A 25846-nucleotide genomic window follows, 5' to 3' on the forward strand; every position below is an offset into this window, starting at 1 on the left:
AAAATTCAAAATCGGCTTTAGCCAAAATATAAATCTTATAATTTAGTTTAAAAATAAACTTCTTCTTTTGTTTTAGGAAGAATTATTTTTTGTTGTTTTTCCTGATTTCTGTTTTGAAGATTGATCTTGAGTCCTTTTTTAATATAAGTTTCCTTTAAGGATTTACCATATTCAGCTGTATTTTCAACTTCTTTTGAATAGTTCAGCTGCCCCGTTGAAAGGTTGAAATCTATATCTTTCCAGTAATCTCCCGGCCTTCCTGAAGTGGAGGATGTTCCTATTAATTCAAAATGCCCGTTTTGAAATCTATATTTATCTGTGACATCCCACTTCCAGCTGCTTCCGCCATTTTGAGAAATAACCAGAATTCCTTTTTCTATTTTAGTTTCTCTATAAGGATCACCCATCATACCTCCACCATTGCTTTCCATAACAGCGTTTCTCGATTTTTCCAGGACAGTCCATGCTCCTCCAACTTTCTTTAGGATCTGAATTTCGCGGATGTTTCCCATGTCAGTTGTATCCTTTGTATTGTAAATAATTACTTTTTCAGGAATTTTATCACCATCAAGATCTCCGTCTACCGTTTCAAGAAGAGTAGAACCTGCTGGCTGAAATTGTTTTTGAGCAAGACAGAATGTTCCGGCTGCCATACATAAAATAAAGACTATTTTTCTCATAAGGAATTTTGAAAACTTAAATGTACAATGAAATTTTGAATTATCAGTTTCATCAATATCTCTGGTTGATGGTTTCCATTAAAAAATCCTTAACTTTGAACTTCAATTTTAGAAATGGAAAATTCAGTTCAAGACACTACCGTTCAAAAACCAAAATGGATCCGCGTAAAACTTCCTACCGGAAAGAATTACAGAGAGCTGAGAACTTTGGTTGATAAATATAAATTAAATACCATTTGCCAAAGCGGAAGCTGCCCGAACATGGGAGAATGTTGGGGTGAAGGTACAGCAACTTTCATGATTTTAGGAAATATCTGTACGAGAAGCTGTGGATTCTGTGGCGTAAAAACAGGAAAACCGCTTGATGTAAATTGGGATGAACCTGAAAAAGTAGCAAGATCTATCAAATTAATGAAGATCAAACATGCCGTTCTTACTTCTGTAGACCGCGATGATCTGAAAGATATGGGATCTATTCTTTGGGGAGAAACAGTGAATGCTGTAAGAAGAATCTCTCCGGGAACAACGATGGAAACTCTGATTCCGGATTTCCAGGGTATTACAAAACATCTGGACAGACTGGTAGAAGTAGCTCCGGAAGTAATCTCTCACAACATGGAAACGGTAAAACGTCTGACCAGAGAGGTGAGAATCCAGGCAAAATATGAAAGAAGCCTTGAAGTATTAAGATATCTGAAAGAAGCCGGACAAAGAAGAACCAAAACAGGGGTAATGCTTGGATTAGGTGAAACTAAAGATGAGGTTTTCCAAACGATAGAGGATATCAGAAATGCGAATGTAGATGTTATTACTCTTGGACAGTATTTGCAACCGACTAAAAAGCATCTTCCTGTAAAAAAATTCATCACTCCTGAAGAATTTGATGAGTTCGGAGATTTTGCAAGAAGTTTAGGTTTCAGACACGTTGAAAGCTCTCCTCTTGTAAGAAGTTCTTACCACGCAGAAAAACATATTCATTAAAATATAAACCGTTCAGCAATGAACGGTTTTTGTTTTTTTAGGTAGCAGAGATTAGATTGTAGGGATTAGGGATTAGGGATTAGGGAGTGAAAGGGCTTCCATTTGTAATAACGATTTTCATAATTCCCTTCCTCCTGAGGGGTGGCGAAAATTCAAAGAATTTTTGACGGGGTGGTTTAGTTGTTACCTTCAATGGCTTACATTGCATCATTTACGTCCTACTTATTACAAGACGTTTCCTTTGTAATCACTCCAATCCGGCCATTGATTTCAATCGGTTTAAAATGTTTCTTTTTAAATTCGGAAGGTGTTTCGCCTGTATGTTGTTTGAATAGTTTATTAAAGTAAGAAAGACTTTCAAAACCTACCTGAAAGCAAACTTCAGTCACAGAATAATCTTTCAACAGGAATATTTTAGCCTGATTGATTCTATAGTTATTAACAAAATCGGTAAAGGTCATGTTGGTCTGCTTTTTAAAATAACGGCAGAACGCAGGCGTGCTTAGACTTACAATTTTTGCAATTTCATTGACATTAGGTTTCTTGTCGTAATTTTCGTGGATATAGTCGTAAATGGTTCCCATCCGGATTTTATCATTCAGAAACCACTTGATTCTGGTATCTTCCTTGTTGAGTTCCTTTACTTCTGTTGAATCAGCGAGGATCTGTAGAATTTCAATTAATCCTACCAGAGATTCAAAAGAGTTTTTATCTTTAATGATCTGTAGTTTTTCAACTACTGTATTTTTTGTTTCCCCGGAAAATGATAATCCAAGATATGACCGTTCTAAAAGAATTTTGATATTCTCAAATTCAGGAACAGGAAGAATAATATCCTGAAGGAAGTTTTCCCGCATCTGCAGCACAAGTTGTTGGCATTCAGTCTGAATACCATAGTCAAAATTAAGATGGGGAACATTAGATCCAATCAATAAAAGATCACTGTCTGTAAAGGCCGAAATATCTCTTCCTACATGCCGGATTCCGTTCACGGCTTCTACATAGACCAATTCGATTTCCGGATGATAATGCCAGAAAAAACAGTTTTTCAGGGAAGGGGCAAATAGTTTAAAAGATTTCCCTTTTTCAAATTCAATAATTTCTTTCTGGATTTTCATCTTGTTCTCATTTGATTGTTTCTGAATATAAAATTAAATAAAAAGGTTAATATGGAGCAAATTTTTATCATTCGAAGAGGTGTGAAATTCAAACTTTCTTTCGATTTTTGCACTTTCAAAATGAAGACGCTCAGGTATTTTTAATTTGAAAGAAAATAATTCAGAAAAAAGATTTAGATACAATGAAGATTGATAAAAGAATAATCCCCCTGGCCATCGGTGGTTTGGGGATAGGAACTACAGAATTTACCGTAATGGGGCTGTTGCCGGATATTGCAAAAACATTACAGATTACGATCCCGCAGGCCGGACATTTAATTTCTGCTTATGCTATGGGAGTGGTCATCGGAGCTCCGATTCTGATCGGGTACTCGGTGAAATTTCCCCCTAAGAAAGTTTTGATCGCTTTTATGATCCTTTTTACCCTATTTAATGGACTTTCTGCAATTGCTCCAGGATATAACAGTATGCTGGTTATCCGTTTTCTGTCTGGACTTCCTCATGGAGCATTCTTCGGAGTAGGAACGGTAGTCGCTTCAAGAATGGCAGGAAAAGGGAAAGAAGCATTTTATATATCGATGATGTTTACGGGGCTCACGGTCGCCAACCTGGCCATGGTTCCTCTGGTCACCTACATCGGACATACATTCCATTGGAGACTGTACTTTGCTATTGTAGCAGTTATTGGTCTTTTTGCCATATTATTTTTGAAACTGTGGCTTCCTGCAATGGAATCCAATCAAAATACCCATTTCATGGAAGAGCTGAAATTCCTTAAAAATAAACAATCCTGGCTGGTCCTTGCCATTACAGCGATTGGATTTGGAGGTCTTTTCACATGGTTAAGTTATATTACACCTTTAATGACGGTTGTTGCAGGAATCAAAAGCAGCCAAATGGCCTATGTCATGGTTCTTGCCGGAGCCGGAATGGTAGTTGGAAACCTGGTAGGAGGGATCGTTTCAGATAAATTGGGACCTGAAAAAACATGTGCCCTTCTGATCTTCCTGATGATGATTTCTCTGGGAGGAGTATTTTTCCTTGCTGAGCATCAGAATATCGCTCTTATACTGACCTTTATGTGTGGCGCTTTATCGATGTCTATTGCATCGCCTATCAATATTATGATGATGAAAGCTGCTCCAAAAAGCGAAATGATGGCCGCTGCTTTTATGCAGGCAGGTTTTAATATTGCCAATGCAATGGGAGCTTTTTTTGGGGGAATTCCTCTGGAATACGGTTATTCATTCAACTATCCATCACTGGTAGGAGTAGGAATGACTTTTATTGGGGTGATTATAAGTGTAAGGTATATGTATCTGTACGGTTCAAAGGCTCAAAATGAAGAGGAAGTTGCCGCAGAATGTGTATCTTGTGATAAATAAGATTATTCTTTCTTATGAAATAAAAAAAGAGCCTGTTTCTGATTGAAACAGGCTCTTTTGTATAAAATGAGTTTTATGCCTCTACCTCATCTCCATTTTTGCACCAGTAGAGGGCATTGTATAAATTTTCTTTGGGAAAAGATTTAAACTCTCCCGGCATCAGAACACTGAAAATACTGGTAAAATCACGTATACCTTCTTTGTCAGTCACAATGGCCGACCGGTTCCAGTTGGTAAGATTTTTCAATCCTAACAACAGATCTTCAAGCCATGCTCCCATGGTAAAATTATCCAGATCGGTATCCAAATACAATAAGTAATTCAACTCACCGAATTGCTCTACCTTCTCTTTTACGCGCGGAATTACCAGTCTTTCAAAATCCTCTTTCGTTACTTCTCCCGTTGCATTAAATGCTGCAACATTTTCCGGGGCTTCTGGAATAATTGTTATCATAATAAATATTTTATGGTGGTTTGAGTTTTAAAGAACAACAATAATTACACCATAATTTGATGAAAAATTGTTAAAAAAGGTATAAATATTGTTACTTTCAGTGTAAAATATTAATATGGATCTCAAATCAAATGAACCTTTCTGGCTTTTAAAAAACGGACTGTTAGCTTCTTATCCTTCTTTAAAATCAAATGAAGAATGTGATGTTCTTGTTTTGGGAGGTGGTATTACAGGAAGTCTGATTGCCCATCAGATGATAGAAAACGGATATAATACAATCCTTATTGATAAAAGAGAGCTTTGCAATGGAAGCACTTCTGCTACGACTTCAATGCTGCAGTACGAAATAGATGTTCCTCTTTATGAACTGATAGAAAAAATAGGCATAAAAGGAGCTGTTTTAAGTTATAAAGCCTGTAGTGATGCTATTGATACATTGGAAAAACTTTCAAAAATGATTAAATCCAATGCAGGTTTTAAAAGAAAGAAATCTCTGTATTTTGCTTCAAAAAAGAAAGATGCAGAATGGCTGAAGAAAGAATATGAAGTGAGAAAAGAAAACGGATTTGAAGTGCAGTGGCTTGATGCAGAACAGATTCTTGAAAAATTTGAATTTAAAAATACTTACGGCGGTATTTTATCCAGGCAGGGAGCAAGTATTGACGCTTTTCAGTTTGCTCATGAACTTTTCATGCATAATGTAAAGAAAGGATTGAAGATATTTGATAAAACTGAAATGATAAAAGTGGAGGAGCATAAAGGTTTTAACCTGGTTACGGTAAACAGTGGATATCAGATCAAAGCAAAAAAAATCATTTACTGCATTGGTTATGAAAGTAAAAATTTACTGAAAGAAAACTTTGTGAATCTGAAAAGTACTTATGCTGTGGTTTCTCAAATAGACAAAGACAAGTTTAAAAATATAAGCAGTACATTGGTCTGGAATACTGATGATCCTTACCTCTACATGCGGACTACCGATGACGGAAGAATTCTTATCGGTGGGGGAGACGAAGACTTTTATGACGCTGAAAAACGGGACACTCTCCTTAATAAAAAAGAAAAAGAGATTCTTAAAAATCTGAAGAAAATAAAGCCTGATTACCATTTTTACCCTGATTTTGTATGGGCAGGAACTTTTGGAGAAACTAAAGATGGTCTGCCTTATATCGGAGAACATAAAAAACTGAGAAACTCCTATTTTGTATTAGGTTTTGGAGGAAACGGAATCACTTTTTCAGTAACGGGAATGGAGATGGCTTCTCTATTTATGAAAAATAAAAAACATCCGCTGTCAAGATATTTTAAGTTTGGGAGGTGATACTGGAGTTTTTGAACCACAAAAGTCACAAAAGTCTTTAAGCACTTAAGTTATTTTAAGCTACTGCTAAATGTTTAAGGAGTGCACTTAAGTTTCTGAAAACCTTCGATTTTTAATCTATCCATAAAAACTGTTTAGATTCCTACGGAATGACACAATTGGAACAGCTGTTTATTTATGCAGGTTGTCATTCCGTAGGAATCCTGGTTAAATTACTTGAAAAAATGTAATAAATAGATACTCCAACAAATACTCCAATTGCAGACGCTTAATTCCCATCCTCTGGAGGGTGGCGAAAATTCAAAGAATTTTTGACGGGGTGGTTTACATGTATTTAATAACATAAAAAAGCGGGTAAAACCCGCTTTTAAACTACAAACTATACCCGTTCTTTTTTGCCAGTTCAACAATAGAACTCTCAATTGCTTTTCCCAGGTCATCAGAATCATCAGTGCCTCGTTTTTTCATTTCTCCGTCAATAAAGGTCTGGCGCTTTTTGGAAAGCTCTTCAATTTCTTTCTGAATTTTATCACGAGCGGCAGACTTTGCCGTGATCGTTTTTTGAATTTCTTCCTTGCTTTTTCCTTTCAGCTCGGCAGGAAGTTCACTTTCTTTTACATTGGCAATAAATCCGGCATCCTTTTCGGCCTTATCCACCAAATCCCAGTGATCATTTTTGTAAGCATTCTTTTTAGATTTGGCAACGGCCCTTTCCACTAAGTTGGATGCTGACTGTGATTCAGCGTTTTTATCCTGCGTGATCTGCTTTAGTCTGTATTCCGAACCGTGGTTTCCATAATAGATGTAAGTATCGTTCAGCTTTGCATTGCATTCGGAAATTTTGATATCGTAAGGCGTTTCAATATAGATTACTTTTCTGTCACTGTCGATATTGAAATATTTTCCACCTCCCAAAGACGCGCCGTTTTGCCAGAATGTCTGGATTCCTTCTTCCCGGCTTCCGCAGAAAATAGTGTTGGTGTAAATGTTTTTATCCTTTGCTTTTGAAACAACATCCTTATAATTTATTTTTCCCTGATTGAATGCTTCATTCCCTGCAATATAAATCAGTTTCATACTTTTATCATTGCTGTCCCAGTTCAGGTTGGCAGAAGCATCACGGATAACAGCACCGCAATATTCACTGCCGCCATTGGTTTTTAAGGCAAATAGTTTTTCGGAAATAAGATCAAGATCCTGAGTAAGAGGAGCAATCTGGCGGATATAATTTTCATCGCGGATTCCGTCGTTGCCATATTCATACAGGGCAATTTCAATCTGGGGCGCTTTTCCGTTGTACTTTAAAGTGGTCAAAGTATTCACAATATTCCACAGTCTGGATTTTGCCTGATCAATCAATCCGTCCATACTATTGGAAGTGTCCAGTAAAAGAGCGACCTGAATTTTATTGTCCTTTACAATTGAGCTGGACGGAATCAATGTTACTGGTACATTACTTTGTATAGAGCGGTTCTCCGGAATATTGCCAGAGCTTAAAAAAGCTGTACCCGCTGCAAGTGCTAAGATTTTTAAAGTTGTCATATTATTATTTATTATTGGTTATCTGCTGTAATATTGGATCTGCATCTCTTTAGGATATTTTACTTCATAAGAGAATGTAATCTTCTCAGAATTGCCTGAACCTATGTTTTTGTTCCACAGGATACTTCCCGTTTTATCATCAAGGTTTCCTCCACCCAAATCCAATGTTTTGACCAGAATCTTAGAATTTTCACTGATTGGGAGCTGGTCAAGAACTTCCAGTTCAATATTTTCTTTCGTATTATTTCTGATACTTATCTGGTAAGACTCTGTTTCCCATTTGTTAGAATTCATTGCCTTTTGAGAAGTTTTATCTTCAAGCTTAATTCTTTTTACTGTAATTCTTTCATCTGTTCCCAGAGAAATCGGGAATTCGTCTTTCACATAATTGCTGGTAATATTGGTTTTCCCGATATAATTATCATCAAAGTAAATATTGGCTTCTCCATTGATGAGGTTAAGATTCTGCCAGTTCTTTATAAAAGCCATCAGGAATACCTGATTATTAAGTTTAGGAACGGTGTGGTATTTATAAGTGGCATCAATTTGTTTTTTATCCAGAATGACATACTGTTCTTTTTCCTGGCTTACTATGGTCTGATTGTAATTAAGCTCATAGATCACATTCATCTGGCTGTCAGAAACTGAAGCTACAGGAATCTGACTTGGCTTTGCAGCAATATCTTCTCTCATTTGATAGACATTAGCTGCTGAAGTTTCCTTTTTAGATTTATAAGCTGCCACTTCCATCTGAGAATTGTATGGTGTATATTCAGCTACGTACAGCGGAGATAAAATAGGTCTGTCCTGGTTGTATGAAGGTCTGTAAGTAGAGACAAACAACTTTACATTTTTCCAGTCCTGTCCGGTCTTCTGATAAATTTTACCTTTATAAACCATTTCAAGAGGTTTCTTGACAGACTCAGCACGCAAATCATAAGAAGGAATCCATCCGGCATCAGAAACAATATAGCTTATCCCAAGATTCAGATTGGTTTCGTTATCTGCAAGAATTTCAAGCAATAGCTCTCTGCGGTTGGTATTTTTATGCGTTTGCTCCTCGGCAGACTGCTTGTTGAGTTTTGCGATACTTTCATCCAGAACCGTTTTCTGTTCGTCCAGAAGAAATACCTGGCTATCGATTTCCAGCATTCGTTTTCTATAAAATTCCGTAAGCTTAATAAGCTGTTCCTGCGGAGTAGATTTATCATTGGTGGAGACTTTTAAATTGTCATTAATGATCCGTTGCTCTCCCATCAGGTTTTTGATTTGAATATTCAGCAGGCTCACCTGTCTTTGAAGCTTTTTTGTCTCTGTTTCAAGTTTCTTTTCATTGTCTGATAATTCATCATTCTTCAAAAAATTATTTTGAGGCGTTATGGAAAGGAGTGTAGTATTTTTTTCAAGATTGATTTTATACGTATTTTCATCCAGATTATTGGGAAGATTGACAATTCTTATGGTATTTCTACCTTTCTGAAGACTCACATTGGTACTTCCGAAAACTTTTGCTCCCTGAAGAAATACAGTGGCCTGCTTTACTTCAATTTCTTTTTTTATTTCCTGTGCTTTACTAAAGGCAGCCAAAAATATGATTAATAGTAAAAAATAGCGTTTCATCGTTTATTATTTTGAATTTATAGAAGTAAAATTATCTCTATTTAAGGCTGAAAATTGGGAAACTTGGTGAAGGGGTAATTTGACTTGGTGAGTATGCCATAGAGAAAAAAGAGGTTGTTTCAAAATTGTCATTCTGACGAAGGAAGAATCTCTTTTACAATAAATTCGATTCCGTTCGAAACGACAGAAAACAAAAAAAGCTACCCTTTGGGGCAGCCTTATTTAATTTATTATTTTAAAGAATCTCGTATCTTGTCTTGATACTGTATTTCAGCTTGATGTTTTCAATATTATCAAAAGAATAGTCTACCGGAGCATCAGACATTTCCATCTGTACACTGTTTACTCTGCCTTTATAAGCTGCCGGCATGATCATATCGCTGGTATAGTCTTCTATTTCTACGATTTCAAGAGCATTTCCGGTTTTTTTGCCCATACTTTCCAGTAAATAATCTGCTTTTTCTTTAGCGGCTTTCAAAGCATTGATCTTTACTGCTTTTCTGAAATCTGCAATTTTAGTACTCTTTACCTCTGCGATGTTCAGGCTGCTTACCCATTTTTGATTCAGGTCTTCAAAAATTTTACTCAGACTTGATTTTGTGTCGGCTTTAAACTGATAACTTTTAGTAAACTTGGCTGTTTTAGAATAAATATTCTGGTACATTGATTTGAACTTGATGTCCTCGTTCTTTACTCCTGCATTTTTTAAAGTTTCAAATAACTTCTTCTCATTATCTGCCAGATCATTTTTGTTATCTGCTTTTATTCCGATGCTGAAGATGATTTCATCCGGTTCTACTTCCATTTCGGCAACACCTGTAACTTCAATTGCGTTTTTCTTTACTTCTTGTGTCTGAGCGTTTACAAAGCTTCCAAGAGTTAAAATTCCGATTAATAAAAAATGTTTCAATTTCATAATTTCCTGTTTTTAAATTTTTAATTACTGATGTAAAATTACGCCGATCAGAAACCGGAATTCGGGAGACTTGGTGAAATGGAGCTTTCACTTGGTGAGACTTCAGAAATGAATTACTTCTCTTTATTTTTCTTCAGATCATATTTTACGTTGAGGTTCATAATATACTGTATACCCACTTCAGGATCAGAGTTGTTAATAACCTTATCAAAGCCGGTATAATCTGTTCCGTCATAGTAAAAGGTCTTTGATTTTCTTTCTTCTTTTTTTACATATCTGCTGTCATATCCATAGGTGACGCTGGCGCTTTCAAGAGCGGTATAATTTTGATATTGATTTTTGGGAAAAATATAAGTAAAACCTGAACTGGCTGTAGGTTTGCCGATAATTTCCTTTTTAAATAAACCAAAGTAGTTTTCCTTCTTTTTATCGAAAACAGCATATGCTTCTTTGAGAAGATCTTCCTGGATTTTATCAATATCATTGTTGATGTAATCCACTTTAATAATATCATAGATCTGAAAATCCGAAGCTTCAGAGATCAGTTTTTCAATCATTGAATGTTTGTTTACCGTAATAATGATATTTTTCTTGGTTTCGAACCCATCCATTTTCTGAATGGTTACCTGAGTGTCTTTATTAATGTCATAATCATAGATTTTTGTCTGCGAGATAAAATCCACAAAAATATCATCGTTTTTGATGCCCATTGATGATATCCTTTTTATAAAACCATTGATTCTCCTGTTGATATTTTCGATGGCAATTTTAGGTGTGGCAGCTTCTTCATTCAAACCCAGAGTAAGTTTATATTGGTCTGCAGTCTTATTCATCAATACTTTTACACTAACAACCAAGGTGGAATCATTGGCGAAATAACTATTAGTATTGTTGAAGTCAGGGAGGTTTTTTAGGGCGGAATAATCGTTGTTATTTTTGTCTCTGTAAATTTGGTTTCCTCCCACCTGCGCTTTTGAAAAGCTTAAAAAAGAAGTCATGATGAGAAAAAATGCTACTGTTTGTTTTTTCATGATTTTTAAATTTGAATTATTTTGCCCCAAACTTAGTCTTACGGTCACGGTGTCAATGACTAAACTTGGTGAAAGGGTATTTTCGCTTGGTGAATAGTTTTTGAGTACACTATATATATGTATATCTTTGTTTTATGAAAATGTTTACACTTCTTACAATCTTTTTACTGATGCTTTGGGGAAATACTATGTCTTCCCAGAACACTAATAATAGCAGTGCTGCTGTGGAAGAAGTGCAGGTAGAGACGAAGAAGCTGAAAAAAGCAATGGATACTAAAAATGAACCTGCCCAGGCAGATTCATATTATAATATTGGCGAAACATTTTTTAATAGTGGAAATTTTCCGAAAAGTGAAGAGTATTACACCAAAGCGAAAAATCTGTATGAAAAACTCAATGACAAGCCAAATATTGAAAAAGCAACCCGCAGATTGGCCCAGTCACAGGAAAAACAGAATAAAATAACGCCTGCTATCAGTAACTATGGCAGAGCGGCACAAATGAATTATAGTGAAAAAAGTAAGGCCGTCAATTCTAATGACGTTACAAGACTTTCTTCTCCTACGCCGGAGCTTAGGGCAGAAGCTATTCAGAATAATATCAACCTGAGTAAAAAAGAAAACGAACAGGGTGATCTTGCGGAAAGCTACAGTCAGTTAGCTGATGTCAATCTTAAACAGAAAGATGTTTCCAGTGCGGAAGAAAATCTTAATACAGCGTATAAAATCTCTAAAAAAGAAGCTCCGCAGCAAGCATTGGCCATCAATCAGAAACTTGCAGATCTTTATGTTGAAAACAAGAACTTTGAAAAAGCTATTGAAGCCAAAAAGAAGGTGTTGAAAGAAGATTTTGTAAAAGAAAACTCGCAGGAAAAAGTCAATCAGATTCAGGAACTTGCGGATATTTATATTAAGAAAAATGATCCTAAAGAAGCGGTAGATCTTTTGAAAAATGCCTATGGAATTGCTTTGGATAAAGGCCATACATTAGAAGCGCAGAAGAGCGTAAAAAAGCTGGACAGTCTGTACGCTATTTCAGGAAATATTGATGCCTCCGTTCAATTGTACAGAGACTTTTTAGGAAAACTTCCAAACCTGGTTTCCAAGGACAGAAGCCTGGTAGACAATAAAATTCTGGAAGATACCGAGCAGCGGATTTCTCAGCTGGAAAAAGAAAGAGAATTGAAAGATGAGCTTATCCGCAAGAAAAATGTATTCAATTATAGTCTGATCGGAGCTTTAATTCTATTGACGGGATTGATTATTTTTATTTTCAGAACACTGAAAAAAGTTCAGACAAAAAATAAAAAGATTGCTCTTCAGTCGTTGCGCAGAGAGATGAACCCGCATTTTATCTTTAACAGTTTGAATAGTGTTAACCACTTTATTGCAACCAATAATGAACTGGAAGCCAACCAGTATCTGACAAAATTCTCCAAGCTGATGCGTGGCGTGATGGAAAATTCTACCGAAGATTTTATTCCTTTCCAACAGGAGCTTGACCTTCTCCAGAATTATCTTGCTTTAGAAAAAACACGTTTTGCAGATAAGTTTGATTATGAAATTGAAGTAGATGAAAGTTTGAATATGCAAAACCTCCAGATTCCGGGAATGCTGATACAGCCGTTTCTGGAAAATGCAATATGGCACGGACTCCGTTACAGAACAGAAAAAGGATTTTTAAAATTAAACTTTGAAAAGAGTGAATCGCATCTGAAGATTCTTATCGAAGACAACGGAATAGGCATTGAAGAAAGCAAAAAGCAGAAAACCCAGCATCAAAAAACAAGAGAGGGCAGAGGAATGAAAAATACACTGGAAAGAATTCAGCTTCTGAATGATTTGTACAAAAAAGATATTACCTGCTCTGTAAAGGACAAGGAAAATGATACCGGAGTTTTAGTCACTATAAAAATTAATATGCACTAATCTGAATTCAGGTTAGTGTATTTTGTTTGTGAATCAGTCATTTACTTACTATATTTTTTTAATTTAATAGGATGTTACTTTTTATCAAAGTGCCAGAAACACTCGAAAATTGCACTTTTCTAATACCTTTTACCTTCTATCTGCCACCCGTCACCCAAAAAACCTGTAACCATTTTGAGAAAGTTATTGTCTTAATAGATAAAAACTTAACCCAAAATGGAAACTAACCGTCAAACAGCCAGACTCGCAGGATTTTTTTATCTTATTGTTATCGTAACCGGACTTTTCAGCCTAATGTACGTTCCGTCTAAGCTGATCGTCTGGGAGAATCCTGCATTGACTTTTCAAAATATTTCTTCTTCAGCACAGTTATTCAGATTAAGTATAGCAAGCAGCATTACCTGTTATATCGCTTTTACTTTACTTCCTTTGGTCTTGTATAAACTATTGAAAGCTGTAGATGATCGTTATGCAAAACTGATGGTTATTCTCGCTCTTATCAGTATTCCTATTTCCTTTATCAATCTCCAAAGCAAATTTTCTGTTCTTACTATTATTGAAGGCGCTGACTATCTGAAAATATTTGATCTACAGCAGCTGCAGGCCCAGATGATGCTCTTGCTGAGCAGTTATAACAAGGGACTTTTAATTGCGCAGATCTTTTGGGGATTGTGGCTTTTTCCTTTTGGATATTTGGTATATAAGTCCGGTTTTTTACCAAAAGTTTTAGGAATCTTCTTAATGTTGGGCTGCTTTGGATATGTGATCAACGTTTTTGGAAGAACTGCAATTCCTCATTTTTCAGACAATTCAATATCTGGTTATGTCACATTACCGGCAACAGTAGGAGAGATAGGAATCTGTCTGTGGTTGCTGTTGGTTGGGATACGAAATAAAAAAATAGATTAAAAAATCATAACCATGAACAATTCTACAAAATTTGAAGATGTGCAGATCAATGTGAAAATCATATTGGCCGGTCTTTGGACTTCGGTTACTCTGTGCTATCTGTACGGTGATTATTTCGAGCTTTATACTCCGGGGAAAACCCGTGGTCTGGTGGAGGGAACTAATTTATTAGATTCCCCACCTAAATTACTTCTTGCTTCAGTCATTTTGGCTATTCCCGCGGTAATGGTGTTTCTTTCTCTGATATTAAAACCGGTAGTGAACAGAATGCTCAACATCACCTTTGGTACATTTTTTACTCTGGTAATGCTGTTTATTGGTATTATTTCTTTCTCGGATTGGTATTTGTTTTATGTTTTTCTTGCCATGGTAGAATGCATTATTACAATATTGATCATAAAGCACGCATGGTGCTGGAAGAAAGTATAACCTTTATCCACACATGGTTTGGGTAAGATTGTAAGGTTAATTAAATATTCCTAATTTGCATCTGGAATCTATTACCTGCCACCTAATATCTTACGTAATGAAAATAAAAGCCGTAATTGTAGACGATGAACTTATAGCAAGAGAAGTTTTACGAAGTTATCTTACCAAATACTGTCCGCAGGTGGAAATTCTTGGTGAAGCTGAAAATATTAAAGAAGCCGTGCCATTGATTGCTGAAAAGCAGCCTCAGTTGGTATTTCTGGATGTAGAAATGCCTTTCGGAAATGCCTTTGATGTATTGGAAGCTACCAAGGAATTTTCCTATGAAACCATTTTCATTACTGCATTTTCACAATATTCATTACAGGCTTTAAACAAATCAGCAAGTTATTATATTTTAAAACCTATTGATATTCAGGAGCTGATTCTTGCGGTGAATAAAGTAGTAGAAAGCCTTGAGAAAAAAGAAGAGCTCAACCGGAATAAGATTCTGCTTGAAAACCTGAAATTAAAACCTGAAAAACAGCAGTTAATTCTTCCAACCCTGCAAGGATTCGATGTTGTAAAGACTGAAGATATTATGAGACTTCAGGCTGATGGAAACTTTACGCAGGTCTATCTCACTGACGGCTCCAAAAAAATGGTGTGTCGCTTTTTAAAACATTTTGATGACTTGCTGGAAAGCCCGTTTGTGAGAGTTCATCGTTCCCATATTATCAATACAGGGTTTGTGAAATCCTACCATAAAAGCGGAACCGTAATGCTGTCTGATGATACTGAAATTGAGGTTTCAGGAAGCTTTAAAGATAATTTTCTGAAAGTATTTTCATAGAATTTATTGTTCCTTAACAGCTTTAAGGCATTATTTTTGACGTTTTTATAAGAACCACACAAAATATTCCGATCATGAAAACCATTCATAAAATTATACTTCCCGTTTCGTTGGGAGCATTGGGGCTTGTTATTTTCAACTCATATTCTGTAAGGATTCCCAGAGGTGCCTCTGCGGTAAAGAATTTTGATCTTAATAAATACCTTGGTAGATGGTATGAGATTGCCCGTTTTGATTACAGGTTCGAAAAAAATATGGATAATGTCACTGCAGAATATACAGAGAATCCGGATGGAACAGTTCAGGTTAGAAATAAAGGGTACGATTACGTTAAAAAAGTATGGAATGAATCTATAGGGGAAGCAAAATTTGTAAAAGATCCGAAAGAAGCCCGTCTGAAAGTTTCATTTTTTAAACCAATCTGGGCCGGTTATAACGTTATAGATATTGATGAAGACTATCAATATGCTCTGGTGGCAGGAAGCAGCTTAAAATATTTATGGATGCTTTCCCGTACTCCTAACATTCCTGAAAGCATCCGCCAGCGTTTCCTTCAGAAAGCAAGAAAAATTGGCTATAATACCGATGAGCTGATCTGGGTAAAACATAATCAGTAAAAATAAAAGGGCAAAATGATGTGCAAATTTGCCCTTTCATTTTTTAGTTTTTAATATATTCTTTCCATTCCTCAAAGCGGTGATCAATAACCTGTTTCATCAGATCATAGTTTTCGTAGGTATCCTCAATGTGGTAGAAGGTTTCGTATTCGTAATCGTTTTCCTCAGCTTTAGTATCAAAAATATTAACGTAATCATCAGCAAATGAGCTGTATCTGTTTCCGAAATCTGTTTCATCGGCATAGTAATCCTTTGCAAAAAGATTTCCCAGCTCATTCAGGTCATATTCAGAAAATTTCCCGTCGCAGGACTCCATAATAAATTCTGCACCTGTGATTTCTCTGCGTTTTAATTTTTCAATTTCCTCTTCATTATCTTCTTTCAGTTCATCAGAAATCAGATCATTCTGAATGCACCAGTTCAGGAACATTCCTGTATGTGTTGCTCCGTTTTTCTGAGGAAGTTCCTCAGGAAAATCACCACCATAATGCCATGAAGCATCATCATATTTCGACATAATTATTATTATAGTTTTAAATAAATTTTGTCAAAAATAGAAAAAATCAATTTATATTGCTGCAGCCACAGAATTTTCCGTCATTTGCATAGAATTTTTTTCAACAAAAAAACATATGGAAAAAGCTGTTCTGATTACCATTGGTGATGAAATCCTTTCTGGAAACACGGTAGATACCAATTCTAATTTTATTGCTGCTGAACTTAAAAACATAGGAATAAAAGTTACTCAGATTCTTACAATCTCAGACGAAATTGAAACCATTAAAGAGGCTTTGAATGTTGCTTTTGGAGCAGGCGACTTAGTGATTACAACAGGAGGACTCGGGCCTACCAGAGACGACAAAACCAAAAAGGCACTTGCGGAGTATTTCAATGATGAAATTGCCCTGGATGAGGTGACATTCAATCATCTTAAAGGGTATATGGAGAGAAGGGGAAGGGCAGATATTCTCGAAAGAAATAAGGAACAGGCTTTTGTCCCAACCAAATCTATTGTGTTTCAGAATCATTACGGAACAGCGCCCTGCATGATGATGGAGCTGGAAGGTAAACTGTGCTACAGCCTTCCTGGTGTTCCTTACGAGGTAAAACCGCTTATCAAAGATCAGATTATTCCCTATTTACAGGAAAGATTCAGCCTTCATTATATCCATACCAGGATTGTTTCCGTAGTGGGAATTCCCGAGAGTATCCTTGCAGACACCATTGAAGACTGGGAACTGGCACTTCCGGAAAATATTGCACTGTCTTACCTTCCGGTGGGAACGCGTGTAAAGCTTCGTCTGACAGCTTCCGGTGATAATGAGGAACAGCTGAAACAGATAACGGAAGAAGAAATTCAGAAACTACTTCCTTTGGTAGAAGGTCACGTAATCGCTGTATCGGAGGATAAAATCGAAAATATTCTGGCAGAAATGCTTACCGAAAGAAATCTGACGATTTCCACAGCAGAAAGCTGTACCGGAGGTGAACTGGCAAAAATGATCACTTCAGTTTCCGGCAGTTCAAAATATTTCCTTGGCGGAATGGTGGCTTATGCTACAGAGAAAAAGATTAAAATTTTAAATGTTTCTAAAGCAACCGTAGACCAGTTTACTGTGGTAAGTGAAGAGGTAGCTCAGGAAATGGCAAAAGGCTGTCAGGAATTATTTGAAACCCATATTTCTCTTTCTACGACAGGTGTGGCAGGCCCGGGAAAAGGAGAAGACGGTAAAGATATCGGAACGGTTTATTATACGATAAGGATTAATGACAAAGCAGAAACATTTACATTATACATGCCTCATCTGGAAAGAGTAGACTTCATGAATTTCGTTTCCCAAAAGGTGATTCAGGATCTTGTAAGCTTACTTATAAACAGTTAGATACATTTCTGCTTTTTAATTTTTTTTTAATTAATTTTAGTAGAGTTTTTCACACTTTTTGAGACTCATTCAATAAATTTCAAAATTGTGGAAGATTCCAAACAGATTTTTCAGACCAACAGCAGGAAACGCTGGAAAAGTGTACAGTGGGGAAGCCGTATTTTTATCTTTGTAGGAATACTGCTTTTGCTTGCTTTGGGGCTGATGATGACCCTGGACAGAAGTCCTAAAATTCCTTTTAAAGAAGATTATAAAGCTGTAATTACGGCCAATAAACCCTATCTTCAGGAGAATAAAATTTCCAAAGAATATAAAGGTTTCAGAAGCTTTATCTCGGAAAAAACAATCCATACCAACCTCGATAAAATTCAGAAAGCGAGAGCAGAAAGATATAAAAATCAGAACAGAAACTGGGCTCAGTTTCCAGGCGGAATCCGGTCTGCATTCTATGTAGCATGGGATCCTCAGTCTCTGATGTCTCTGAAACGAAATATCAGACACGTTAATCTGGTTTTTCCGGAATGGTTTTTCCTTGATCCTAAAACAGGTGATCTGAAAACCAATGTGGATCCGGAAGGGTACAAAGTGATTAAAAGAACGGGAGTTGCTGCAATGCCAATGTTGAGCAACAACTCTGATCAGGAATTTCATTCAGAAGGAATTGTAAAAGTTCTTAATGATCCTCAGAAAAGATCACATTTGATTCAAAAACTTACCCAGCAATGTAAAAAATACCATTTCAAAGGCATTAATATTGACTTTGAGGATATGAATCTGGATTCTGATGAAAATCTGATTGCTTTTATGAAAGAGCTTTCAGAAACTTTCAAAAAGAACCAGCTGCTGGTGACTATGGATATCATGACAGACAATGATGATTACAACATCCCGAGATTGAATCCCTATGTAGATTACTTTGTATTGATGGCTTACGATGAATATTCTGCAGGAAGTGATGCAGGGCCGGTTTCCTCTCAAAAATGGATCGAAGAACAGACAGGAAAAATCGTAAAACAAACCTCTCCACAAAAAATCATTCTGGGCTTGGGAGCTTATGGCTATGATTGGAGTTCCAATAAAGATGATAATACCTCTGTAACCTATATGCAGGCAATTACCAAAGCCAGCGCCAGTAAAGCAGTAATTGATTTTAATGACAATACTTTTAATTTAAATTATTCCTATACCGATTCTAAAAACCTCACCCACACGGTGTTTTTCAATGATGCGGCTTCTATTTTCAATACGATGCGTTTCTCCTCAGAATATCCATTGGCAGGAACAGCACTCTGGAGACTGGGAAGTGAGGACAGCAGAGTCTGGAATTTCTATGATAAAGATCTTACGTTTGCCGGCCTTTCCAAGCTGAATTTAAAAAACCTTGAAAATGTAAAAGGGCAGACCATGGTGGATTATATTGGTGATGGAGAAGTATTGGATGTTCTGAATACTCCTCATGACGGAAAAATTGCACTTGAAATTGACCCGAAAGAAAAAATAATCACGGATGAAAATTATATTACCTATCCAAGCTCTTATGAGGTGAAAAAATATGGAAGTGCCCCACAAAAAGAATTGGTGCTTACTTTTGATGACGGTCCGGACGAAACATATACTCCGCAGATATTAGATGTACTGTCCAAATATCATGTTCCGGCAGCATTCTTTTTAGTAGGATTAAATGCAGAAAAGAACCTTCCACTCGTTAAAAGAATTTACAGAGAAGGACACGAGATAGGAAATCACACATTTACCCACGAGAATGTAGCGAAAGTAAGTCCGGAAAGAGCTTTGCTGGAACTGAAACTAACAAGATTGCTGATAGAATGCGTGACAGGACATAGTACAATTCTGTTCAGAGCTCCGTATAATGCAGACTCTGAGCCTACTACTTCGGAAGAAATTATTCCGGTAGCACTGGCAAGACAGCAAAACTATCTGGATATCGGGGAAAATATAGATCCTGAAGACTGGCAGCCGGGAATAAAAGCAGATGAGATTGTAAAACGTGTGATGGCAGGGCTCAAACTACAGAGAGGAAATATCATCCTTCTTCATGATGCGGGCGGAGACACCAGAGAAGAAACAGTGAAAGCTTTAAAAATCCTGATCCCTACACTTCAGAAACAAGGCTATCATTTTACCAACCTTACCAGTATTCTGCATAAAACCAGAAGTGAACTGATGCCTGAAGTTCCGAAAACGAAGTCATATTATATCATGCAGCTCAACCTTGTCTTGGCCACTGTAATTTATGGAATAAGTCATTTTCTGGTTGCATTATTTACCATTTTCATTGTATTGGGTTTGATCAGACTATTGCTGATGGTATACTGGGCTTTTAAAGAACGAAAAAAAGAAAAAAAACTGGGTGGGTTTCCGGTTTTGGAATCTTATCCGAAAGTTTCTATTATTGTGCCTGCTTATAATGAAGAAGTGAATATTGTTTCTTCTCTGCAGAATCTGCTGAAGCAAACCTATCCAAATTTTAACATTATTATGGTAGATGACGGAAGTAAGGATTCTACTTATGAAAAGGTATTAGAAGCATTCCTTGGGCATCCGAAAATGAAAATTTTCACCAAAACAAATGGCGGAAAAGCAACGGCCCTGAACTTCGGAATATCACAGACAGATGCAGAATACGTAGTCTGCATTGATGCAGACACCAAACTGCAGCAGGATGCCGTAAAATATCTGGTTGCAAGATTTTTGAACTCAAATCCGGAAGAGAAAATTGCAGCCGTAGCAGGAAATGTGAAAGTTGGAAACAGAGTCAACTGGCTTACCAGATGGCAGGCTATAGAATATACAACAAGTCAGAATTTTGACAGGCTTGCATATGCGAATATCAATGCGATTACCGTAATTCCGGGTGCTATCGGGGCATTCAGAAGAGCTGTGATCCTTGAGGCCGGAGGTTATTCATCCGACACTTTAGCAGAAGATTGTGATATTACCGTGAAAATTTTAAAAGCAGGGTATACCGTCGCCAATGAAAACAGAGCGGTTGCTGTTACGGAAGCTCCGGAGACTGCGAGCCAGTTTTTGAAACAGCGTTTCCGCTGGACTTACGGAATCATGCAGATGTTCTGGAAACAGAGACAGACTTTCCTTAACCCCAAATATAAAGGATTGGGACTTTGGGCAATGCCGAATATTTTATTATTCCAATATATTATTCCATTTTTCTCACCGCTGGCAGATGTGATTATGTTCTTTGGAATTTTGTCCGGTAACGGAGATAAAATATTTACCTATTATCTGATCTTCCTTTTGGTGGATGCTTCCTTAGCTTTAGTGGCATTCATTATGCAGCGTGAAAAACTGATCAATCTGCTGTATATTATTCCGCAGAGATTCGGATATAGATGGCTGATGTATATTGTTTTGTTTAAAAGTTTAAGAAAGGCATTGAAAGGCGAAATGCAGTTCTGGGGATTCCTGAAAAGAACCGGAAATGTAAAAGAGATAGCAACTTCTTAAGAAATTGGGAAACTGGAAGGAGGAAGCTGGAAGTTATAAAAATCATACAATAACTTCAAGCTTTGTTCTTCCAGCTTCCGTCTTTTATAAATTCTTATCATGCTATGACATTATTGTTTAAATTTGTTTCCTTAAAAAGTAACAAATACGAAATAAATCATACCTATTCTAAAAATTGTTATCATAATGAAAAAAATAACGCTTTCTTTGTTTTTAATAGCAGGGATTTGTACTCAGACTACCATGAGCGCACAAGCTAAAACTGCTAAAGTAGCAGTGAACAATACAGACAAAGGTTTAGACCTTAGCTTGATGGACACTTCGGTGCGTCCTCAGGATGATTTTTACAACTATGTGAGTGGAACCTGGATGAAAACTGCCAAAATTCCATCTGATAAACCAACTTGGGGAAGCTTCAACAAACTGGCTGAGGACACGGATAACAATTCCATGACAATCCTGAACTCTCTTCTGAAAGATAAATTTGCTGACGGAAGTGAAGGTAAAAAAATCCAGGATCTCTATGCTACTTACATGAACATGGAGAAGAGAAATGCAGACGGAATCAAACCTATCCAGGAAAATCTGAATAAGATTGATGCTATTAAAAACATGGCTGATCTTCAGAACTACCTTACTTCTGTAACGAAAGAAGGAGAAAATGTTTTTTACGGATGGGGAGTAGATGCAGACCTTAAAGATTCTAAAATGAACGCGGTTTATTTAGGAAATGCTTCTTTAGGTTTAGGAAGAGATTACTATCAGAAAGTAAACGAAAAAAATACAGAAGCAATTGCTGAATATCAGAAATATGTAGCTTCAATGCTAAAAGAATTAGGGTACAAAAATGCTGATGAAGCAGCAAAAGGTATCGTAAATTATGAAAAAAGCATCGCACAGACTTATCTGACAAACGAGCAGAGCCGTGATAACACACTTCAGTACAATCCTAAGACGATGGCTGAACTTTCTGCTCTGGTAAAAAATGTAGATCTTCCAGGATATCTTAAAAAAGTTGGAGTAAATTCTGACAAAGTAATTATCAGTGAATTAGGATTCTATAAAAACTTCGATAAATTAGTGAATGCTCAGAATCTTTCTGTAATCAAAGATTATCTGAAATTCCACATGATCCACGGAAGTGCTTCTTACTTAAGTGAAAACTTAGGGAACATGAAATTTACTTTCTATGGTAAATATCTTAGAGGACAGCAGGAACAAAGAGCTCTTAACAAAAGAGGTTTTGAATTGATCAACGGTTCTTTAGGAGAAGCTTTCGGAAAATTATATGTTGAGAAATATTTCCCTGCTGAAGCTAAAGCTCAGATGGTAGAATTGATCGATTATTTAAAGAAAAGTTTCGCAGTTCATATCAACAACTTAGCTTGGATGTCTTCTACAACTAAGGAAAAAGCAATGCAGAAACTGAATAAGTTTACGGTAAAAGTTGCTTATCCGGACAAATGGAAAGACTATTCAAAATTAAATATCCTTTCTGAAGCAAATGGTGGAAACCTGTATAAAAACCTTCAGAACATTGGAGAATGGCAGTACAATAAAGATTTAGCTAAAATCGGTAAGCCAGTGGATAAAACAGAATGGGGAATGACTCCACAGACTGTAAATGCATATTACAACCCGGTAAACAACGAGATTGTATTCCCTGCTGCTATCCTTCAGCCGCCATTCTTTAACCCTAAAGCTGATGCTGCTGTAAACTTCGGAGGTATTGGTGCCGTTATTGGTCACGAAATGAGCCACGGATTTGATGATTCAGGAGCACAGTTCGATGCTGATGGTAACTTAGTAGACTGGTGGACTCCGGAAGATAAAGCGAACTTTGAAAAGGCAACAAAAGCTCTTGCTTCTCAGTATGACAAATACGAGCCTGTAAAAGGAACTTTTGTAAATGGTACTTTCACAAACGGTGAAAATATCGCTGACTTAGGAGGAGTGAATATCGCTTATGATGCTCTTCAGATGTATTTAAAAGACAAAGGAAACCCAGGAAAAATCAGTGGATTCTCTCAGGATCAGAGATTCTTCCTAAGCTGGGCAACGGTTTGGAGAACATTATCTAGTGAGAAATATATGGTAAATCAGGTGAAAACTGATCCGCACTCTCCGGGATACTTCAGAAGTTTTGGTCCGCTTATCAACGTTGATGCCTTCTATAAAGCATTCGACGTGAAAAAAGGAGACAAATTATACAAAACTCCGGAAGAAAGAATCAAAATCTGGTAAAAATAACAACCGCTCAGCAATGGGCGGTTTTGTTTTTTAGGTAGCAGGTGAATAGGGTTTAGGGATTAGGGAATCGGATGAGTTATATTTGTCGTAGTATCTTCCATCATTCCCATCCTGTGGAGGGGCGTCAAAAATTCCTTGAATTTTTGACGGGGTGGTCTACAACAATGTCATTTTCCACCCACATTTCAAAAGAACACCCAAAAACTTCAAACCTTAAACTCAAAACTTTAAATTTTTAACCTTAAATCTCCATTCAGATATAAATATCACTCATCACATATCATTAAAGTTTGTATATTTGATAAGTTTGTGTAAAATCAAAAATAATCTTTAATGAAAAAGCTAAATATTGGAATACTTGCCCTTTCAGGTATTGTATTTCTTAATTCGTGTGGTGCAGCAAAGACTGCAGGGACAGAGAATAAAACAGAAGCTGCAGCAAAAGTGGCTGAACCGGTAAAAGAAGAGGGAATCAATTTATCGTATATGGATACCAGTGTCCGTCCACAGGATGACTTTTTTAGCTATGTAAACGGAAATTGGGTGAAAACTACTCAGATTCCTTCTGATAAAGCAAACTGGGGTTCTTTCAATGCTTTGAGAGAAAACGTAGATGATGCTTCATTAGATATATTAAACAAAATCCTTACAGAATCATATCCGGCCGGATCAGAAGGACAGAAAATCCAGAATTTGTATGCCTCTTTTATGGATACCAATAAGAGAAATGCAGAAGGTCTGGCTCCTATTAAGGCTGATCTTGCCAAAGTAGATGCCATTAAAAGCCTTAATGATCTTCAGAAATACCTGTTGGATGCTACAAAATTGGGAGACAACTCTTTCTATGGATGGAGAGTAGGTGCTGATATGAAGAACTCCAACATGAATGCAGTATATCTTGGCGGTCCGGATCTTGGGTTGGGAAGAGATTATTATCAGAAAGTAAACGAAGCCAATACTAAAACACTGGCAGAATATCAGGCATACGTTGGAAAGCTATTCGGAGTTTTAGGATATAAAAATTCTCCACAGGCTGCACAGAATGTGGTAGATTTTGAAAAACAGCTTGCTAATTATCTATTGACTCTTGAGCAAAACAGAGATGCCAATTTAAGATACAACCCTAAAAATGTATCAGAATTGTCTGGTCTGGTTAAAAATGTTGACCTTGCAAAATATCTTAAGGATGCCGGAGTAAATACAGACAGAGTAATCATTGGTGAACTGAAGTACTACCAGAATATGGATCAGTTTGTAACGCAGAAAAACCTTCCTTTACTGAAAGACTATCTGAAATATCATATCATCAATGGAAATGCAAGCAACCTGAATGACAGCCTGGAGCAGATCAGATTTGACTTCTATGCTAAATATTTGCAGGGTCAGAAAGAACAGCGTCCAATGAACAAAAGAGGTCTTACGCTTGTAAACGGAGTTCTTGGAGAAGCTTTCGGAAAATTATATGTTGACAAATATTTCACTCCTGAAGCTAAAAAGCAGATGGAAACGTATATTGATTACCTTTTAAAATCATTCAAAACACATATCGCCAATATAGACTGGATGTCTCCTGAAACCAAAGTGAAAGCTCAGGAAAAACTATCCAAGTTTACCGTGAAAATTGCTTACCCTGATAAATGGAAAGATTATACACAGTTAAAAGTAGAATCTCCAAAAGAGGGAGCAACATTATATTCTAACCTTCAGAATGTAGCAGCATGGCAGTATCAGAGAAGTTTAGATAAAGTAGGAAAACCTGTGGACAAAACAGAATGGGGAATGTCTCCACAAACGGTAAATGCATACTACAGTGGATCAAACAACGAAATTGTATTCCCTGCAGCTATTCTTCAACCGCCTTTCTACAATCCTAAAGCTGATGCAGCAGTGAATTTCGGAGGTATTGGTGCCGTTATCGGTCACGAAATTTCTCACGGATTTGACGACAGCGGTTCCCGTTTCGATGGAGATGGTAACCTTAATAACTGGTGGAGTGATGCAGATCGTAAAAACTTTGATGCAAAAGTAGGTCAGCTGGCAGCTCAGTACAGCGCTTATGAGCCTGTAAAAGGAAGTTTCGTAAACGGTAAATTTACAAGCGGTGAAAACATCGGTGACTTAGGTGGAGTAGCGGTGGCTTATGACGCGCTGCAGATGTATTTAAAAGATAAAGGAAATCCAGGTAAGATCAGCGGGTTCACTCAGGATCAGAGATTCTTTATGAGCTGGGCAACCGTCTGGAGAACAAAAGCTACTGATCAGTATATGATCAATCAGGTGAAAACAGACCCGCACTCTCCGGGAATGTTCAGAGCTTTCGGGCCACTGGTAAACCAGGATTCATTCATCAAAGCATTTGATATCAAACCGGGAGACAAATTATATAAAGCTCCTCAGGACAGAATAAAAATCTGGTAATTTTACCTTAAATTGTTAGAAAAGAAAGAATCCGTCTCACATTGGT

20 protein-coding genes are annotated in these 25846 nt (G+C 36.8%); 12 read left to right on the forward strand and 8 right to left on the reverse strand.

The genetic code is table 11. The features are described 5' to 3' along the window. Positions 1 to 47: 47 nt before the first annotated feature. Positions 48 to 680 (reverse strand): hypothetical protein, encoded by a 633-nt coding sequence (locus tag KYG33_RS20680; protein WP_077415629.1) that lies wholly within the window; start codon positions 678 to 680, stop codon positions 48 to 50. 114 nt (positions 681 to 794) lie between these two features. On the opposite strand from KYG33_RS20680, the gene lipA reads away from it, so the two are divergent. Further along, positions 795 to 1661, forward strand: coding sequence for a lipoyl synthase (gene lipA / locus KYG33_RS20685; RefSeq protein ID WP_002981042.1), 867 nt, complete (start codon positions 795 to 797; stop codon positions 1659 to 1661). Between the two features lie 218 nt (positions 1662 to 1879). On the opposite strand, the gene KYG33_RS20690 is transcribed toward lipA, so the two are convergent. Beyond that, positions 1880 to 2779, reverse strand: a complete 900-nt coding sequence (locus tag KYG33_RS20690; protein ID WP_180565324.1) for an AraC family transcriptional regulator — start codon at positions 2777 to 2779, stop codon at positions 1880 to 1882. Positions 2780 to 2961: 182 nt separating this feature from the next. On the opposite strand from KYG33_RS20690, the gene KYG33_RS20695 reads away from it, so the two are divergent. Beyond that, a complete protein-coding gene (locus tag KYG33_RS20695; protein WP_139348497.1) occupies positions 2962 to 4164 on the forward strand; it encodes an MFS transporter in 1203 nt (400 codons plus the stop codon). Positions 4165 to 4237: 73 nt separating this feature from the next. Here KYG33_RS20695 and KYG33_RS20700 read toward each other — a convergent pair whose 3' ends face one another. Further along, on the reverse strand, positions 4238 to 4618 hold the full coding sequence (locus KYG33_RS20700) for an STAS/SEC14 domain-containing protein (protein WP_047377160.1): 381 nt from the start codon (positions 4616 to 4618) through the stop codon (positions 4238 to 4240). A gap of 115 nt (positions 4619 to 4733) precedes the next feature. Between KYG33_RS20700 and KYG33_RS20705 the strand changes: the two genes are divergently transcribed. Then, positions 4734 to 5939, forward strand: a complete 1206-nt coding sequence (locus tag KYG33_RS20705) for an NAD(P)/FAD-dependent oxidoreductase (RefSeq protein ID WP_219072334.1) — start codon at positions 4734 to 4736, stop codon at positions 5937 to 5939. Positions 5940 to 6311: 372 nt separating this feature from the next. Here the strand turns inward: KYG33_RS20705 and KYG33_RS20710 are convergent, their stop codons facing one another. The 4 genes from KYG33_RS20710 to KYG33_RS20725 all read right to left on the reverse strand — a co-directional run bounded on the left by KYG33_RS20710 (position 6312) and on the right by KYG33_RS20725 (position 11048). Next, positions 6312 to 7481, reverse strand: a complete 1170-nt coding sequence (locus KYG33_RS20710; RefSeq protein WP_180565325.1) for a VWA domain-containing protein — start codon at positions 7479 to 7481, stop codon at positions 6312 to 6314. An 18-nt stretch (positions 7482 to 7499) separates the two neighbouring features. Next, the gene (locus KYG33_RS20715) at positions 7500 to 9101 is read right to left on the reverse strand and encodes a DUF4139 domain-containing protein (protein ID WP_077415622.1); all 1602 of its coding nucleotides are present in this window, start codon (positions 9099 to 9101) and stop codon (positions 7500 to 7502) included. 235 nt (positions 9102 to 9336) lie between these two features. Beyond that, positions 9337 to 10017 (reverse strand): SIMPL domain-containing protein, encoded by a 681-nt coding sequence (locus KYG33_RS20720; RefSeq protein ID WP_077415620.1) that lies wholly within the window; start codon positions 10015 to 10017, stop codon positions 9337 to 9339. A gap of 113 nt (positions 10018 to 10130) precedes the next feature. Next, positions 10131 to 11048 (reverse strand): SIMPL domain-containing protein, encoded by a 918-nt coding sequence (locus KYG33_RS20725; RefSeq protein ID WP_219072335.1) that lies wholly within the window; start codon positions 11046 to 11048, stop codon positions 10131 to 10133. 134 nt (positions 11049 to 11182) lie between these two features. Here KYG33_RS20725 and KYG33_RS20730 point away from each other — a divergent pair, with 134 nt between their 5' ends. The 5 genes from KYG33_RS20730 (at position 11183) to KYG33_RS20750 (ending at position 15763) form a co-directional block, all read left to right on the forward strand. Beyond that, positions 11183 to 12976 carry a histidine kinase gene (locus KYG33_RS20730; RefSeq protein ID WP_180565328.1) on the forward strand — a complete coding sequence of 598 codons (1794 nt, stop codon included), beginning with the start codon at positions 11183 to 11185 and terminating at the stop codon, positions 12974 to 12976. 216 nt (positions 12977 to 13192) lie between these two features. Further along, positions 13193 to 13885 carry a DUF4386 domain-containing protein gene (locus KYG33_RS20735; protein ID WP_077415614.1) on the forward strand — a complete coding sequence of 231 codons (693 nt, stop codon included), beginning with the start codon at positions 13193 to 13195 and terminating at the stop codon, positions 13883 to 13885. A 12-nt stretch (positions 13886 to 13897) separates the two neighbouring features. Beyond that, the gene (locus tag KYG33_RS20740; RefSeq protein WP_077415612.1) at positions 13898 to 14314 is read left to right on the forward strand and encodes a DUF6326 family protein; all 417 of its coding nucleotides are present in this window, start codon (positions 13898 to 13900) and stop codon (positions 14312 to 14314) included. A gap of 97 nt (positions 14315 to 14411) precedes the next feature. Next, the gene (locus tag KYG33_RS20745) at positions 14412 to 15146 is read left to right on the forward strand and encodes a LytR/AlgR family response regulator transcription factor (RefSeq protein ID WP_047381057.1); all 735 of its coding nucleotides are present in this window, start codon (positions 14412 to 14414) and stop codon (positions 15144 to 15146) included. Positions 15147 to 15220: 74 nt separating this feature from the next. Then, entirely contained in the window at positions 15221 to 15763 is a 543-nt protein-coding gene (locus KYG33_RS20750; RefSeq protein WP_219072336.1) for a lipocalin family protein, read from the forward strand. 43 nt (positions 15764 to 15806) lie between these two features. On the opposite strand, the gene KYG33_RS20755 is transcribed toward KYG33_RS20750, so the two are convergent. Next, entirely contained in the window at positions 15807 to 16280 is a 474-nt protein-coding gene (locus KYG33_RS20755; RefSeq protein ID WP_219072337.1) for a hypothetical protein, read from the reverse strand. 115 nt (positions 16281 to 16395) lie between these two features. Here KYG33_RS20755 and KYG33_RS20760 point away from each other — a divergent pair, with 115 nt between their 5' ends. The 4 genes from KYG33_RS20760 (at position 16396) to KYG33_RS20775 (ending at position 25800) form a co-directional block, all read left to right on the forward strand. Beyond that, positions 16396 to 17646: a CinA family nicotinamide mononucleotide deamidase-related protein gene (locus tag KYG33_RS20760; protein ID WP_180565332.1), complete on the forward strand. Its 1251-nt coding sequence runs from the start codon at positions 16396 to 16398 to the stop codon at positions 17644 to 17646. Between the two features lie 87 nt (positions 17647 to 17733). Further along, entirely contained in the window at positions 17734 to 21132 is a 3399-nt protein-coding gene (locus KYG33_RS20765; RefSeq protein ID WP_219072338.1) for a polysaccharide deacetylase family protein, read from the forward strand. 186 nt (positions 21133 to 21318) lie between these two features. Next, positions 21319 to 23376, forward strand: a complete 2058-nt coding sequence (locus tag KYG33_RS20770; protein WP_219072339.1) for a M13 family metallopeptidase — start codon at positions 21319 to 21321, stop codon at positions 23374 to 23376. Positions 23377 to 23715: 339 nt separating this feature from the next. Continuing rightward, complete coding sequence (locus KYG33_RS20775) at positions 23716 to 25800, forward strand: M13 family metallopeptidase (protein WP_219072340.1); 2085 nt, start codon at positions 23716 to 23718, stop codon at positions 25798 to 25800. Positions 25801 to 25846 lie beyond the last annotated feature (46 nt).

This window comes from Chryseobacterium sp. D764, assembly GCF_019317325.1.
Classification (GTDB): domain Bacteria; phylum Bacteroidota; class Bacteroidia; order Flavobacteriales; family Weeksellaceae; genus Chryseobacterium.